Annotated in this window: 14 protein-coding genes and 1 riboswitch; of the genes, 11 read left to right on the top strand and 3 right to left on the bottom strand. The window is 51.2% G+C overall.

The window, feature by feature from the left end:
• Window positions 1-27: 27 nt before the first annotated feature.
• Entirely contained in the window at window positions 28-1,575 is a 1,548-nt protein-coding gene (locus tag KNP62_RS06595; RefSeq protein ID WP_214785205.1) for an FMN-binding glutamate synthase family protein, read from the top strand.
• A 134-nt stretch (window positions 1,576-1,709) separates the two neighbouring features.
• Here KNP62_RS06595 and KNP62_RS06590 read toward each other — a convergent pair whose 3' ends face one another.
• Window positions 1,710-2,567 (bottom strand): glycoside hydrolase family 191 protein, encoded by an 858-nt coding sequence (locus KNP62_RS06590; protein ID WP_214784611.1) that lies wholly within the window; start codon window positions 2,565-2,567, stop codon window positions 1,710-1,712.
• Between the two features lie 40 nt (window positions 2,568-2,607).
• Window positions 2,608-2,694, bottom strand: a riboswitch (cyclic di-GMP riboswitch).
• Between the two features lie 75 nt (window positions 2,695-2,769).
• On the opposite strand from KNP62_RS06590, the gene KNP62_RS06585 reads away from it, so the two are divergent.
• The 7 genes from KNP62_RS06585 (at window position 2,770) to KNP62_RS06555 (ending at window position 10,943) form a co-directional block, all read left to right on the top strand.
• Window positions 2,770-3,996, top strand: a complete 1,227-nt coding sequence (locus KNP62_RS06585) for a nucleotidyl cyclase domain-containing protein (protein WP_214784608.1) — start codon at window positions 2,770-2,772, stop codon at window positions 3,994-3,996.
• Window positions 3,993-4,907, top strand: coding sequence for a hypothetical protein (locus tag KNP62_RS06580; RefSeq protein WP_214784605.1), 915 nt, complete (start codon window positions 3,993-3,995; stop codon window positions 4,905-4,907). Before KNP62_RS06585 ends, KNP62_RS06580 begins: the two co-directional genes overlap by 4 nt.
• Complete coding sequence (locus KNP62_RS06575; protein WP_214784603.1) at window positions 4,904-6,748, top strand: DUF2194 domain-containing protein; 1,845 nt, start codon at window positions 4,904-4,906, stop codon at window positions 6,746-6,748. Before KNP62_RS06580 ends, KNP62_RS06575 begins: the two co-directional genes overlap by 4 nt.
• On the top strand, window positions 6,745-8,163 hold the full coding sequence (gene pelF / locus KNP62_RS06570) for a GT4 family glycosyltransferase PelF (RefSeq protein ID WP_214784599.1): 1,419 nt from the start codon (window positions 6,745-6,747) through the stop codon (window positions 8,161-8,163). Before KNP62_RS06575 ends, pelF begins: the two co-directional genes overlap by 4 nt.
• Window positions 8,144-9,607 carry an exopolysaccharide Pel transporter PelG gene (pelG, locus tag KNP62_RS06565; protein WP_214784596.1) on the top strand — a complete coding sequence of 488 codons (1,464 nt, stop codon included), beginning with the start codon at window positions 8,144-8,146 and terminating at the stop codon, window positions 9,605-9,607. Before pelF ends, pelG begins: the two co-directional genes overlap by 20 nt.
• A gap of 108 nt (window positions 9,608-9,715) precedes the next feature.
• On the top strand, window positions 9,716-10,330 hold the full coding sequence (locus KNP62_RS06560; RefSeq protein ID WP_214784593.1) for a flavodoxin family protein: 615 nt from the start codon (window positions 9,716-9,718) through the stop codon (window positions 10,328-10,330).
• Between the two features lie 19 nt (window positions 10,331-10,349).
• Window positions 10,350-10,943 (top strand): hypothetical protein, encoded by a 594-nt coding sequence (locus KNP62_RS06555; protein WP_214784590.1) that lies wholly within the window; start codon window positions 10,350-10,352, stop codon window positions 10,941-10,943.
• 48 nt (window positions 10,944-10,991) lie between these two features.
• On the opposite strand, the gene gnd is transcribed toward KNP62_RS06555, so the two are convergent.
• Window positions 10,992-11,885 (bottom strand): phosphogluconate dehydrogenase (NAD(+)-dependent, decarboxylating), encoded by an 894-nt coding sequence (gene gnd, locus KNP62_RS06550; RefSeq protein WP_353047521.1) that lies wholly within the window; start codon window positions 11,883-11,885, stop codon window positions 10,992-10,994.
• A gap of 50 nt (window positions 11,886-11,935) precedes the next feature.
• Window positions 11,936-12,148, bottom strand: coding sequence for a hypothetical protein (locus KNP62_RS06545; RefSeq protein WP_214784584.1), 213 nt, complete (start codon window positions 12,146-12,148; stop codon window positions 11,936-11,938).
• Window positions 12,149-12,580: 432 nt separating this feature from the next.
• Here KNP62_RS06545 and KNP62_RS06540 point away from each other — a divergent pair, with 432 nt between their 5' ends.
• The 3 genes from KNP62_RS06540 to KNP62_RS06530 all read left to right on the top strand — a co-directional run bounded on the left by KNP62_RS06540 (window position 12,581) and on the right by KNP62_RS06530 (window position 15,483).
• Window positions 12,581-13,537: an LCP family glycopolymer transferase gene (locus KNP62_RS06540; protein WP_214784581.1), complete on the top strand. Its 957-nt coding sequence runs from the start codon at window positions 12,581-12,583 to the stop codon at window positions 13,535-13,537.
• A 72-nt stretch (window positions 13,538-13,609) separates the two neighbouring features.
• Window positions 13,610-14,455 carry a YihY/virulence factor BrkB family protein gene (locus tag KNP62_RS06535; RefSeq protein ID WP_214784578.1) on the top strand — a complete coding sequence of 282 codons (846 nt, stop codon included), beginning with the start codon at window positions 13,610-13,612 and terminating at the stop codon, window positions 14,453-14,455.
• Window positions 14,456-14,559: 104 nt separating this feature from the next.
• Entirely contained in the window at window positions 14,560-15,483 is a 924-nt protein-coding gene (locus KNP62_RS06530; protein WP_214784575.1) for an LCP family glycopolymer transferase, read from the top strand.
• Window positions 15,484-15,491 lie beyond the last annotated feature (8 nt).

Here is a 15,491-nt window from a genome sequence, read left to right as displayed (position 1 = left end):
GGGAAGACCGTGTCACTCAATACATCGATGTTGACCATCTTGCTTGTGCTCTTATTGATGATGATGACAGCTCCACCGCTACTTCTGTTTTACTTGTGGCGACGTGACCGAAACCAACGTGAACACTCCGTCCTCCGCAACTTCCCGATTCTCGGAAAACTGCGTTATATGTTCGAGAAGATGGGACCGGAGCTTCGGCAATATTTGTTCTTGAATGATAATGAGGCAAAACCGTTTTCGCAGAACGAGTACGAGGCGGCTGTCATTGCCGGGAAATATAAGTCGCGCATCATCGGGTTCGGTTCGGAGCGAGACTTTGAAACGGGTGGGTTCTATCTTCAAAACGCCCTTTATCCGACAAATCGGAACGAACTACGGATCGACAATTCAACGAAGGTGTCGACGTGGGTGTATGAATTAGATGAGGATAACCTCTTCACCCGAAAAGAGCACCTCGTCGAACGAGACATCTCGCCGTACTTATTAACAGAAGAGGATACCATCATCATCGGGAAAGAGACGTGTCGGGAGCCGTTCTACGTCCGCGGGCTCGTCGGGCAGTCGGCGATGAGCTTCGGTTCGCTCGGCGACAAGGCAATCACGGCCCTTTCCATCGGACTCGGTCGTGCGGGCGGGACATGGATGAACACGGGAGAAGGTGGTCTTTCGGACTATCATTTGAAAGGGAATGTCGATATCATCTGTCAAATCGGTCCGGCGTTGTTTGGTGTCCGGGATGAAGACGGGGCGTTTTCGGTGGAAGCGTTCAAACAGAAGAGCGCGCTCCCGCAAGTGAAGGCGTTCGAGCTGAAACTCGCACAAGGGGCGAAGACGCGTGGGGGACATATCGACGGCTCGAAAGTGACCGAGGAGATCGCCCGCATCCGCCATGTACGTGTCGGTGAGACGATTGACAGTCCGAACCGGTTCTCCGAGTTTCAGACGCATGGGGAGTTGTTGGCCTTTATCGAGAAGTTGCGTGAGATTGGTGGGAAGCCGGTCGGCATCAAGCTCGTCGTCGGCAACCTACAGGACATGGAATCGCTCGTCCTTGAGATGGCGACGTCTCAAATCGTGCCGGACTTCATCACGATTGACGGGAGTGAAGGCGGGACGGGGGCGACGTATCAGGAACTCGCGGATACGGTCGGGTTGCCATTGAAGGCGGCGCTCCCATACGTCCATCGCCTCTTGATCGAGCATGGTCTTCGCGACCGCATCAAACTGTTCGCCTCGGGGAAACTCATCACGGCGGACAAGTTGGCGATTGCCCTCGCACTCGGTGCCGACCTCGTCAACATCGCCCGCGGGCTCATGTTCAACGTCGGCTGCATCCAGGCGCAGGTGTGCCATACGAACCGATGCCCCGTCGGTGTCGCGACGACCGACCCGAAACTGCAGCGTGCCCTCGTCGTCGACGAGAAGAGTTTTCGGGTGACGAACTATATCATCTCGCTCCGGGAAGGTCTGTACAATATGACAGCCGCAGCAGGGGTCCGTTCACCGACTGAACTATCAGAAAAACATGTGATCTATCAAGAGCCGGACGGTCACATCCGCTTGATGCATGATTAATAACCGTTGAATCAAAGGATTTCATCAAAACATCCTACGAATTTGCCGATAAAGAAGGCAAACTCGTAGGATGTTTTTTAAAGTATTTTCGTTGTAGAAACTACCAGATACTTGTACAATCATGTAAATGAAAGTCAGAATTTATTATAATCTAAAGTAGCATTTGAATGGAAATGGATAAACCCATTCTTTTCTGCATATGCCGCACTCTTCGGACGTTGTTTTGAAGATACCGTCAACGCCTTGATGCCATATCGCGCATCGAGGTCACGTAGTTCTTGAATCCGGTCTTTTGACCATTGGTCTTTCGAAATAGTCGTATAGTTGAAGCTTTCCCACATGACACCATCCACATACGGATACGTATACGTCTTCAGTGTCGCAAATCCCCAGTTTTGAATGAGAGAAAGGGTAGGGTGGTTGGCCTTGATCGTCTTCATGAACTGACTCATCCCGTCGCGCTGTGCTTTCAAGATGGTCGGTTGTTCTGAATGTTCGTTGTCGATGTTTCCGACAGTATCTAAGAACGCCCCGTCTAATCCTTTGGCGACGATTTGTTTCTCCACTTCACGCGTCAATAGCTCACGATAGTGCGTCGACGTCATGTCGACCAAATAAGAATCCCACTCCGCATAATGGACACGTTGTCCGTTACGGTGGAAGAAGTCCGACTCGTTCATCTGCTTGATGAAGTCGACGTTCCAATTGTCAGCTTCCATCGTATTGATGTAGCCGTACACTTTCGTACCAAATTTTTGTAACTCTTTGATTTGAGCTGCAGTATAATAAACAGGCTCGATGATAACGAGGTCATATTGTTGCATCTTTTTGATCTTGCTCTTACTCGGCATATCGTAATAAATCTTGTACGACTCGACGTTTGCGAGCGGGTTGCTCGCTTTGGCGACCGCTTGGTGTGGCGTCCATAATGCGAATCCGACAACGAATGCACAACAGAGGCTGACGATACGTTTGGCTGAGAAAATACCCATGAAAAAACCCTCCTGATAGTTATCAGAGAGCGGCTGCGGCTATTGCAGACTGGCGATCGGTATCTATGAAGATCGACGACCCATGTCTTTGCGCCCTTACTTTTCAGTAAGTTTGCCCGTCTCGATATGAAATTTTTGGTCGAACAATCCATCGAATGTCCTACTACTTAATAAAATACCACGTAAAGGAATGAGTGACACTATGATTTATACCCAACATCGCACATCAATCAAATGGATTGAAATGATTGTGACTATTTTACTTATCGGCATTTTGGACTATACGTTTAGTCTTTCTTTGTCAGAATGGGCGATTGACCCGTTAATTTTTTATATCCTTCTCTTCTCGCTTCGCTATGGCTTACTCGGGGCGTTCGTCAGCTTCGCATTGACGAGTCTCTATCATTTCTCTTTCCTCTTGATGGAAGGGACGGATTTGCTCTTATTCCTTTACGATACGAACGAACTCGCGTGGATTTTGCTTCACTTCTTCGTCGCCTTGAGCGCCGGCGTCTTCAGCACGTCTTACCGTGAGCGCTACCAGTCACTCCATATCCGTCAGGAAGAGGTGGTCGACGAGAACGAACAGTTGAAGCAGACGGTGCAGCAACTCCAAGAATCACAAGGAGAGATGCGGAAGCGGGTGCTCGATTCGACGTATACGCTCTCAAGAATCTATGAGGTCGGTCTTCAACTCGACCAGGACGCGACAGACTTGGTGCGTGACCATTTGATCGGGACGTTTACACGCGTGTTCCGGGCACGGCAGCTCGCCCTCTATCACGTCGATACGTCTCGCCGGACGCTTCGCCTTCACGTCCGTTCGGGGGATGTCGAGCGTTTGCCACAGACGCTCTTCATCGATTCGGAGCAAGGCATCTTCGCACGAATGTTCCAGTCTCAAAAACCGACGATTCGATTGGCCGATGAACTCGAGGGCCCCCTTCTCGTCGCCCCGATCTGTTATGAAGGAACGGTGAAAGAAGTGTTGATTGTCCATGAGATCGACATTCTTCGGTTGCGCAGTCACGAGATGAACATGATGAAGCTCGTCCTCGACTGGGCTGGCACACGGATCGAGAAAGCGGATGCGCTCGAGTGGATGCTCGTCAGCGATCAGCTCGTCGACGGGACGCGCATGTTCCGCATGGACGCATTCGAACAAAAAGTCGCGCAGCAAGTGTTGCGCCATGAACAATATGGCCAACCGTATAGCACGGTCACGATCCCGGTCGAAGGCGTCGACTTGTCATTGATTGAAATCGAGCTCATCCTCCGTCAATCGATGCGGGAGATCGACGTCATCGGATATGACGAAGAGGAGCGTGTCCTTCACTTCCTTCTCCCGGGCACACCGATCGAGTCGGCTGAACGATTCAAGGAGCGAATCGAGCATGTGTTCTATGTGAAAGGTGGGAAACGCCTATGACCGGATGGATGATTCTCTTGTTCTTTCTCCTTCATGCCGTGATTTTATTCGTCATCTACCGACTCATCGTCCGTCCGAGAGTGGATGCGGCCGAGAAGGGCGTCTGGCTCTCCATTTTTCTCGTCAGTGCCGTCGTCCCAATCATCGGAGAACTGTTCGGTTTGATCGCATACGGGGTTGCCCGTCGTTTTGCTTCATCGAAGACGCTTCTCGATTATGACGAATACATCAACTTCGACACGGTCAACTTGGAGCGTTTGCAGCAACAGGCAAAAGAAGATTTAGACCTCGTCCCATTGGCGGAAGCCTTGCAGATGGACGGGAAGAAGCGGAAACAGTCAATCACGCAACTCATGTCGACACCGCTTATGAACACAGAAGAATACTTACATTTAGGTCTCGAGCATGAAGATACGGAAACCGTCCACTATGCGGCGACCGTCCGGAACACGCTGTTCGACCGATACGATTTGACGCTCAAGCAGCGGATCGCGCAAGTGAACCCGGAACGACCGGAGACGATTTATCCCGTCATCGAGACGGGCGTCTCGTTTCTAGAGAGTGGTCTCTTGGACGAGGATATGAAAGCCCGCATCCAGCAACGGACGATGTTTCATCTTGAACAACTAGGAGAACACGATGCGACAGACGAGACCTATTTGCGCACGAAAGCCCGTCTATCGTTCCAAGCAGGTGACGTCGAGACGGGGGAACGGTTGGCGGAGGCACTCACGTTGTATCATCCGGAAGTGCCGGATGGTTATATCTTATTGATTGAACATCATATGACGAATGGGGACTGGGCGTCATTACGTCCAATCCTCGACCGACTCCATCAACATCTCGACCTACGAGACGTTCCAGAAGATTATCGCTTTGTCATTCAACAGTTAGAAGGTGCAAAACCATGAATAAATCGATTACGACGTATCTCGCGTCCTTGTTCTCTTTAATCATCGCGATGATTGTCGTCGTCCAGTTTTTACGGCTCGACTACGGTCACCGGCTCATCCCACAAGAAGCAAATGAGCCGAAGGCGTTCACGACACTCGCAGGCGAGGTGAGAGCAGTGGAAGGGAAGCCGGCTCAAATCTATATCCATCAAAACGAGGACGACTTGTCGACGTCCGTCTTGAACAACTTGAAATACGCGCTCGACTACGCGAAGTTGCCATACACGTCAATCGAGGCAGATGAGATTGCCTCGATTGAGCCTTCTCCGCAACACGTCCTTGTCGTCAGTGGAGAAAATACGAAATCATGGCCATATGAGACGATTCGGTCGTTCGTCGAGAACGGGGGACGCCTCTATGTCGCTGGTCGTTTCATCGATCAGGAGTGGGCCGACCTTATCGGCGTCAGTGATTTCGGGGACTTCAAGGATGGGGTCAACGGGCTGATTTTTGAGAAAGAAATTTTCCCTGGATATGTCGACTTGCCACAAGACTCTGGCTTGTTCGTCCATAGTATCGCCGACGTCGAATTGAAGGATGAGGCGGATGTCCTCATCTCGGCGAAAGACGAACCGATTTTATGGCAGTCTTCCTACGGGAAAGGAGAGGTCATGTTTTGGAATACGACGTCTCTGACCGATAAGAACTCACGCGGTCTCATGGTGCAGTCGCTGTCGATGTTGTTCCCGGCGTTTGTCATGCCACAAGCGGGCATCAAGGTCGTCCATCTCGACGACTTCCCGGCACCGGTACCGAGCTATTCGAATCCCGTCATCACGGAAGAGTACGACCTCTCCATCAAAGAGTTCTTCTCTGAAGTATGGTGGAAAGATATGAAACAAATCGGTGAAGATTATGACGTCACGTATTCCGGCTTCTTGATCGGCAGTTATAAAGCGACGAACGAAGAGACGACCGAACAGCTCATCGAGAAAATTCGGGCACCGATGCTCGAATACGGGCGTGGGTTGCTGCAGACGAACGGGGAAGTCGGACTCCACGGCTTCAACCACCAACCACTTGTCATGGGTGACGAGGTGATGGACCCCGAGCTCGGCTATGCGAAATGGGAGAGCAAAGACGCCATGCGTTCGGCCGTCGACCGTGTCGTCGAGGCGTTCGACTATTATTTGCCGAACGAACGCATCCGTAGCTACGTCCCACCATCGAACATCATCGGACAGTCCGGACTGAGCGTCCTGAACGAGAAGTTTGAGGACGGATTGATTGTCGCTGGCCTTTATAGCGGGGATGCGAGTAAAGGAAGTTACATCCAAGAGTTTGGACCGGACCCGGTCTATCCGAATTTATATGATTTCCCGCGCGTGTCGAGCGGATATAACGAGACGCCAGATGATCTGTTCGTCGTCATCGACGCCGTCGCCAATTTCGGGCTCGTCTCGCACTTCATTCACCCGGATGACGTGTTGGATGAAAACCGTTCGAAAGGAAAAGGATGGGGCATCATGAAAGAGTCGTTCGGTGGTCTCTTCCAGACACTCTATGCGAAGTATCCACATCTCGAAGGTTTGAGCCAGTATGATGCGTATCGGAAATACAAACTGTATCAAGATGCACAAATCGACGTCGCCTATACGAATGACGCGATTGACATCAACGCCCAGCAACTGCCGGTCCCGTCGACGCTACTCGTCCGGGTCGCGCCTGGTAAACGGTTGGATACAGGAAGTTTCGCGTTTGGGGAAGTCAGACCGTTCGATGAGAGCGGTACGTTATATCAAGTCGAACTAAAAGAGACGTCTGTTCGTCTCCCGATATTGGAAGGAGCGCGCCCATGAAGATTGGAATTGTCGTCGAAGGGAGTTATCCGTATGTGAGCGGAGGCGTGTCGAGCTGGGTGCACATGCTGATGCAACAAATGCCAATGCATGAGTTTGAAATCATCTCGATCATGCCAAACCAGAAGTCTGAGGCGGATTATAAATATACGTTACCGGAGAACGTCACAGGTGTGACCACGCTCGCCCTCAACCAGCGCGCGACACGGAAACGTCGTCCGGAAGCGTTGACGCAAGAAGAACGTGACCGAATCAAGACATGGATGACGTTCGGTCAAGTCGAATCGTCGATCTACCCGATGTTAGCGTCACAAATTGGTATACCGGAACAGTTCTTCTCGAGCCGTCTCTTCTATCAACTCGTGACGGAGAGCTACCAAGAAGAAGGGCAGGCTGGTTCGTTCATCGATTACTTCTGGATGTGGCGCAGCATGTATGCACCCGTCCTCGACCTCCTGCAGGCAGACCTGCCACAAGTCGACCTCATCCATTCCGCGTCGACGGGTTACGCGGGATTGATTGCGAGTGCGATGAAAGAGCGTCAAAACATTCCGTTTCTCTTAACCGAGCACGGCATCTACTCGCGTGAGCGGGAAGAGGAACTGTTACAGGCGGCATGGATTCCACCGGAGTTCCGTTCGCACTGGATCCAGTTTTTCCACCATATTTCCCGGGAAGCGTACCGGACAGCGGATGACGTCATCACGCTGTTTGAACGAAACGGTGAGTTGCAACGTCAGCTCGGAGCACCGGTCGAGAAGTTAAGCATCATTCCGAACGGGATCGACGTGACGGGCTTGTCGGCACTCGGTCACGTGGCAGGTGGAGAGAAACTCCGCATCGGTGCCATCGTCCGTGTCGTCCCGATCAAAGACATTAAGACGATGATTTATGCGGCGAAGCTCTTACAAGACATGCTCATCCCGTTCGAGTTGACCATTATGGGACCACTCGATGAGGACAAAGAATATGCGGCCGAGTGTGAAGCGCTCATCCAACAACTCGAGCTCGAACAAGCCGTCTTCTTGGTCGGGAAAGTCGATATCCGCAAACACCTTCCAGAGTTTGACGTCTGTCTGTTGACGAGTATCTCGGAAGGACAACCCCTCGCCGTACTCGAAGGGATGGCAGCAGGCGTCCCGTGGATCGTGACGGACGTCGGGGCCTGTGCAGAGCTCGTGAACGGGCGACCGGACGAGCCGTTCGGTCCCGCCGGGTTCGTCGTACCACCGGTCAATCCGCGACGAATCGCGGAACGTTGCGTCTGGTTCCATCAGAATCGTGAAGACGCGCGCCGACTCGGGCGAAACGGGCAACAGCGCGTCGAGACATACTATCGCACCGATCAGTTCATCGATGCGTACTTACATCTATATGAAGAAAGGAGAGCGGCATATGGCGGGCATCGGGTTTAAGTTACAACAGCTGTTCCAAGAAGACTATTTTTCCTCACGTATTAAAGCATACGCCTTTGCCGGTCTCGTCACGTCCGGACCGTGGCTCATCGTCATCGTCACGATCGCGCTCATGCAGTGGCTGACGAGTTACTTGTCGATTGCGACGCTCGAGGAACGGACGACGTTCAACTTGATCGTCTCGTATAGCTTCATCTTCTCCCAAGTCGTGCTCGGCGTGCAGCAACTCGTCGTCACACGCTACTTGGCGGACTGTTTCTATGAGAAGCGGTATGAGGACATCTTCCCGGCGTTCATCGGGATGATGAAGACGACCGTCGCCATCGCCTCGGTGTTGTTCGCCGTCTTCCTTTCGTTCTCCGAGCTGCCGGCGTTATTGAACGCATTGGCATTCGTCTTGTTCATGACGGTCAACTTGATCTGGGTACACTTCTTGTTCCTGAGCGCGGCGAAGTTCTATCAGGCGGTCGCCTATAGTTTTGTCGCCGGTGGGGTCGTCGCCGTCGCAGCGATCATCATCACCGATCAGTTCTTGATGTCGTATTTGACAGAGTCTTACATGAAGAGCTTCGCCTTAACGGCGAGCATGACGCTCGGACTTGTCGTGACGTTGTTCGGACTATTCACATCGATGCTCCTCACGTTCCCGAATCGGAGCACGGTCGGTCAGTTCTCGTTCTATCGCTATTTCGACCGCTATCCGGCGCTGTTTTGGACAAGCTTCCTGTACAATATCGGGATCTGGGTCGGGACGTGGATCATCTGGTTCGCCGAAGGTGGGGCTATCCATCTCGATACGTTCCGTTACCATCCGGTCTATGACACGGCCATCTTCTTGTCGTATTTGACGATCATCCCGACGATGACGATTTTCGTCGTATCGGTCGAGACGCGCTTTTATGAGCGGTATCGCGTGTTTTACGGATATGTGAATGAAGGCGGGACGTATCAACAGATTCAGCGGTCGAAGGCGGCGATGTTACTCGTCTTGCGACAGGAGCTCCAACGCCTGTTCCGTAACCAAGGGCTCGTCTCGCTTCTTTTCGTCATCTTCGCAGTCGTCTTGTTCCCGTTACTCGGGCTCTCGCCTGAGATTCGGGACGTCTTCCAAATGACGACGATCGGGGCCTTCTCGAACGCGATGGTCCTCGTCCTCACGCTCGTGTTGCTCTATTTTGAAGACCATAAGGGAGCGGCGTATACATCGGCCCTCTTCATCACGATGAACGCGGGACTGACTTATTTGCTCCTTCCACTCGGACCGGACAGTTATGGGCTCAGTTTTGCGATTGGCTGTACGATCGCTTTCGCCTTCTCGCTCATTCGATTGATTCGATACGTCTCGGAGATTGATTACCATACGTTCAGCCGAAGTGAGGCACCTCCTCGGACGGATACGTTCCGTCGCGTCGGGGAATGGCTCAACGAACGATCGGCATCATAAGATAAGCCGCCTTCTCATGGGAGAGGGCGGCTTTGTCATGTTTATAGTATTAAGAAGTAGAGTGAAGGGGAACACGTAACTGTTGGAGATTATTCGAGGAGGGATTCCATGAAAGCACTATTTTTGAATTGTACGTTAAAAGGTGGCGACACGACGTCGCATACAGAAGGACTGATTCGTGACATCTTGCCGCATTTTGACGCGCTTGGGGTCGAGTCGGAAATCGTTCGGATCGTCGACTATCACGTCGCGTTCGGGGTGACAGAAGATGAAGGGGACGGGGATGAATGGCCACAGATTTTTGAGAAAGTGAAAGGGGCAGACATCGTCGTCATCGGGACACCCCTTTGGCTCGGGGAGAAGAGTAGTGTCGCGACGCAAGTGGTCGAGCGGTTATATGGGGGCAGCGGCTTGACGAACAAGTCAGGTCAGGCCATCTATTACAACAAAGTCGGCGGGGTCGTCGTCACCGGGAATGAGGACGGAGCGAAACATGCGTGTGCCGGCATTCTCTATGCCTTATCCCACATCGGTTTCACCGTGCCGCCGAACGTCGATACGTACTGGGTCGGGGAAGCGGGACCGGGTGACTCGTATATCGACGCCGGGCGCGACAACGCGTTCACGAAGTCACACGGGAAGACGATGGCGTACAACCTCGTCCATTTCGCGCGTATGTTGAAAGCACATCCGATCCCAGCAGAAGGAAATACGATGGAGTGAAACATACGGAGGAACAACCATGAACGCTTTTCCGAGTAAGACTCAATATTTTCAAATGATTGAACTCTTTGAGAGAGCCAACCGGAACTTTCTAAATGATCATATAGGACTACTCGAAAGTCGGATTTCAGAGAGAGCCATGTGTGCCCAGTTTCAAAATATGTTGAATGATTTAATTAGAAAGGATGATCATTACAAAGGATATTACGTGGACGTCGAATATAATAGAAATGTGGGAAGAAGGATTAAAAGAATACGTAATGATCGATACGAAGAAGTGAATATTACTTGTGATTTGATTGTGCATAGTCGAGGTCAAAATTTGATACAGGATAATCTCTTCGCTCTTGAGATGAAAAAAGTCGAGCAAAGAAGTTCAGAACAGCAAATTAAAATCGCTGAAGATATCGACCGCTTAAAGATGTTGACTCGACCGAGTTACGGTGAAGATTGGAAATACAATGGACAAAATTTACCTGATTTCGTATGTAGATTTATATTAGGTGTTTACTATGAAATCAATTATTTAAATCATCAAATTTATATTCAATATTATCGAGGTGGAGAAATGGTGGATGATCAAGTCATTGACTTCGATAGGATTGGATTATAAAAAAGAGCCTCACCTTGAGTGAATCAGGTGAGGCTTCATGAATGTGTACTATTCTTTCTTCTCCACCGCATGTCCCCCGAACTCATTTCGGAGTGCGGCGACGACTTTGCCGGAGAACGTGTCGTCTTGAAGCGAGCGCTGCCGCATCATGAGCGAGAGGGCGATGACCGGTGTCGGTACGTCGTATTCGAGCGCCGTCTCGACCGTCCACTTACCTTCACCCGACGCATGCATGACCCCGCGGATGTCATCGAGCTTCGCATCTTTTGAGAAGGCGCTCTCGGTCAGTTCCATGAGCCACGATCGGATGACGGAGCCGTGATTCCAGACACGGGCGACGTCCTCATATTCATAGTCGAACGGACTCTTCTCGAGCACTTCGAACCCTTCAGCGATCGCCTGCATCATCCCGTACTCGATTCCGTTATGGACCATTTTCAGGAAGTGACCACTCCCACTCGGTCCGGCGTATAGATAACCGTTGTCGGTCGAGACGTCTTGGAACAGTTGCTCGATCTTGCCGAACGCCTCCAAGTCCCCACCAATCATCGTACAGGCCCCGTTCCGTGCACCGTCCATGCCGCCACTCGTCCCGACGTCAAAGAAATAGATGAGCTTCTCTTTGAAGTGCTCGGCGCGTCGCATTGACTCTTTATAATTCGAGTTACCTCCGTCGATGACGATGTCCCCAGGGGAGAGAGCTTCGTATAAATCGTTCAATACATGTTCGGTCACTTCTCCTGCCGGTACCATCACCCAGACGACACGTGGCGCTTTCAATGTAGCGACGACTTCTTCTAAAGACTGTTTCGTCTCGAACTGACTCGTCGAGACGTTCCCCGGGTCATAGCCATAGACGCGATGTCCATTGTCCGTCAAATTTAATGCCAAGTTCAGCCCCATCTTCCCGAGGCCAATCATTCCGATTTCCATTCGTTCCACCCCATTTTCAGATTTGTTGTCTTAATAGGGTTACCCGAAACGATCGGGATTCAAAAGAGCGGCTTGATCGGGTCGACGCGATAAGCGAGGATGCGGGATACCGGAATCATCTCACCATCCGATAATGAAATCTGTCCCGTCAATGAGTTTAAGGATTGGAGGGTCTGTTCAAATGTTTTGTAGGCGTCATATTCGGAACTGCCATACACGATAAACTCACAAGTTTGTTTTTGGTCTAAAAAACACGTCACGATGAAGCGCATCAATTAATCCCCTCATTCATCAAATGGGTTACTATTACATTTATGTTAATCATTCATACATATTTTACAAAAAATAAAACAAATGAACCATTATGTTTTCTGAAAATAAGGAAAAGGAACTATGAAAAACGATAAACTTTCGACATTCTTTCCATATTGGAGCAAAAAAACGTGATCCATTTTGAAATCGTGACCAAATGTGTAGGGCTGTTGTAGGACATGCCGTCATTTCTCTCAAAGGGCGTATGTTATGATGGACAACGACTTGCTAAACTTTCAAAAAACCTTGTCGATACTAGCGATATGAGCAATCGACAACGTCCGACAAATATTCACCTCTTTTATAAAAAAACGGAAAACTCTGTCGATTTAGAGTGATAAAATAAAACCTGTGTCAATTACGGTCAATCGGGGATAGAAAGGTGCTATGTCATGGAAGAGCAACAGCCTAAAAAGAGAGTCAAGAAACGTCGTCGTAAAGTGTCACCCGCGAAGCGCATCGCCATTATCGCAGGTGCTGTGATTGGAGTGTTCCTGTTCATTGGAGCCGGGATGGCCTACTATTTGTATAATCAAGTCGATTCAACAGTCGATCGTTTGAACGAATCGGCCGGGCTCAGCCCAGAGCGGATGAACCAACAGACAATCTCGGATAAAAAACCGGTCTCGGTGTTACTGCTTGGGGTCGACCGTCGCGCGGACGAACAGGGACGCAGCGACTCGATCATCGTCATGACGCTCAACCCGAATTCGGATGAGAGCGCGATGCTGAGCATCCCGCGTGATACGAAGACGGAGATCGTCGGAAAAGGGACGACTGACAAGATCAACCATGCTTACGCGTTCGGCGGCGCCGAGATGGCGATGGATACGGTCGAAAACTTCCTCGGCATCCCAATCGATTATGTCGCGGAAGTCGACATGAAAGGTTTCCAAGACGCGGTCAATTTATTCGGTGGTGTCGAAGTGACGAACAAGTTCGCTTTCACGTCGGGTGAGTATTCGTTCGAACCGGGAACGGTCAACCTGGATGGGGCAGAAGCGCTCGCCTATACACGGATGCGCTACGATGACCCGAGCGGAGACTTCGGTCGTCAGGAGCGTCAACGCGACGTCATCACGGCACTCGTCGATAAAGGGACGGACAGCTTCTCGATTTCTCGCTTCAACAACATGCTCGACGTCCTCGGTAATAACGCCAAGACGAACGTGACGTTCAAAGACATTCGGACGCTCTCGAGCGATTACATGACGGCTTTCAAAAACCAAAGCGTTCTTCGTCTCGAAGGAAGCGGCGGTAAAGAGAGCGACGGCATCTACTACTGGAACCCAGACGAGGCATCACTCGACGAAGTGAAGTCGTACCTCGGACAATTGATGGAACAATGACAGCAGCACTCGATTCGGATGAATCGGGTGCTTTCGTTTGTGGCATAATGAAAAGAAAAAGGAGTGACGGCCGTGCTCAATCGACTGACCCGACTCGCCATCGATGTGAGACATCGCTTCAAGGACCATCATATTAACGACTATAGCGCCACGCTCGCCTTCTTTTGGTTTCTCGCCATCTTCCCGATGTTCTTCGTCCTGTTCGCCGTCATGGCATGGTTCAAGATCGACGAGGCGCTGTTGATCGAACAGATCGAGACGCTCGTCCCGGGATCGAGCGTGCGAGAGTTATTGTCGATCGTCTACGACGTCAGTGGCAACTTGAATAGCGGGCTCGTGTCGGTCAGTGCCATCATCGCCTTCTGGTCGGCCTCGAACGGGACGGCCCGTCTCGTCAAGTTGACCGTCTTCGCTTACGGGGAGACGGAGGCGCGCGGCTATGTGTGGCGCCGTCTGATTGGTTTGATGACAATCCTTGCTGGTAGCATCGGAGCCGTCATCCTCGTCGTCTTTCACGTGTTTGGACAAGAATTTATCGACTTGTTGTATGCGCTCTATCCTCAGGTCGAGGAGTTCGATCGTCTCTCGACGCTCACGCGCTATACCGTCTCGACGATCATCTTGGTCTTTGCGTTCTCATTCTTTTATATGATCGCTCCGCAGCAACGCGTACGCTTTTTTGAGACGTTACCGGGCGCCATTTTTGCCGTCATCTCGTGGCAACTTATCTCAACGGGCTATAGCGTTTATGTCGAGCGGTTCTCGATTCTTGGGGACACGTATGGCACGATCGGGGTCGTCATCTTACTTCAAATCTGGCTCTATTTGACGGCAACGACGATGCTCATTGGGGCAGAAATCAATGCCGCCTGGCCATATCATATGTACCGGACCCCGATGAAGACCCATTTCCCATAAGAATTGGAAAGAAATGATTAGCATTTTTTGGAGACATGCTATAATCCAATGTGCAGTCTGGGAAAAGATATACAAACTGAATTTACGGAAGAAGGTGGCCCGATATGGCGAAACATCAGAAGAAATCAAAGTGGAAATGGATTCTTGGCATCACAGCGGGCGTACTGACACTCATGCTTGTCGCAGGCGGCTTGTTCGTCTGGTCGATGGTCGATGAGGTCAATGACACGGTGACGAAAGTAAATGATAACTTACAGATCAGTCCGGAACGAAAACAAGTCGAGACGATTGAAGAGAAGCGCTCGGTGTCCGTGCTGTTACTCGGAATCGACAGACGGGGAACGGAACAAGGACGAAGTGACTCGATCATCGTCCTGACGATGAACCCGGATACGAACGAAGGGGCGATGCTCAGCATCCCACGTGACACGAAGACGGAGATCATCGGTCGTGGGTATCGCGATAAGATCAACCACGCCTATGCGTTCGGGGGTGCCGAGATGGCGATGGACACGGTCGAGAACTTTTTAGATATCCCGATTGATTACGTCGTCGAAGCGGACATGGAGGCGTTCACAGAAGTCGTCGATGCGCTCGGTGGCATCACCGTCATGAACAAGTTTGCGTTCAGCTCAGACAACTATACGTTCCCCGTCGGCGAAGTGACGCTCGACGGAGAGAAGGCGCTCGCCTACACACGGATGCGCTACGATGACCCGAACGGGGATTTCGGTCGCCAAGAGCGGCAGCGTGACGTCGTTGCGGCCATCATCGAGAAGGGGCGCTCTGACTTCTCACTCGACAAAGTGACGAATTTGCTCGACGTCGTCGGCAACCGGGCGAAGACGAACATCGAGTTCAAGGAACTTGTGACGCTCTCGACGGACTATATGGGTGCGTTCCGCAACGCGAGCACGCTCCGCATCGAAGGCGGTGGAGGACTCGAGTCGGACGGCATCTATTATTGGAACCCGGACCCGGCGTCACTCGATGGGATCCAGACCGAATTGAAGCGCTTGATGGAGTGAGTCGTCCG

This window comes from Exiguobacterium sp. s183 (genome assembly GCF_018617655.1).
Taxonomy (GTDB): Bacteria; Bacillota; Bacilli; order Exiguobacteriales; family Exiguobacteriaceae; genus Exiguobacterium; species Exiguobacterium aestuarii_A.
This window is presented reverse-complemented; position numbering and strand designations above follow the sequence as displayed.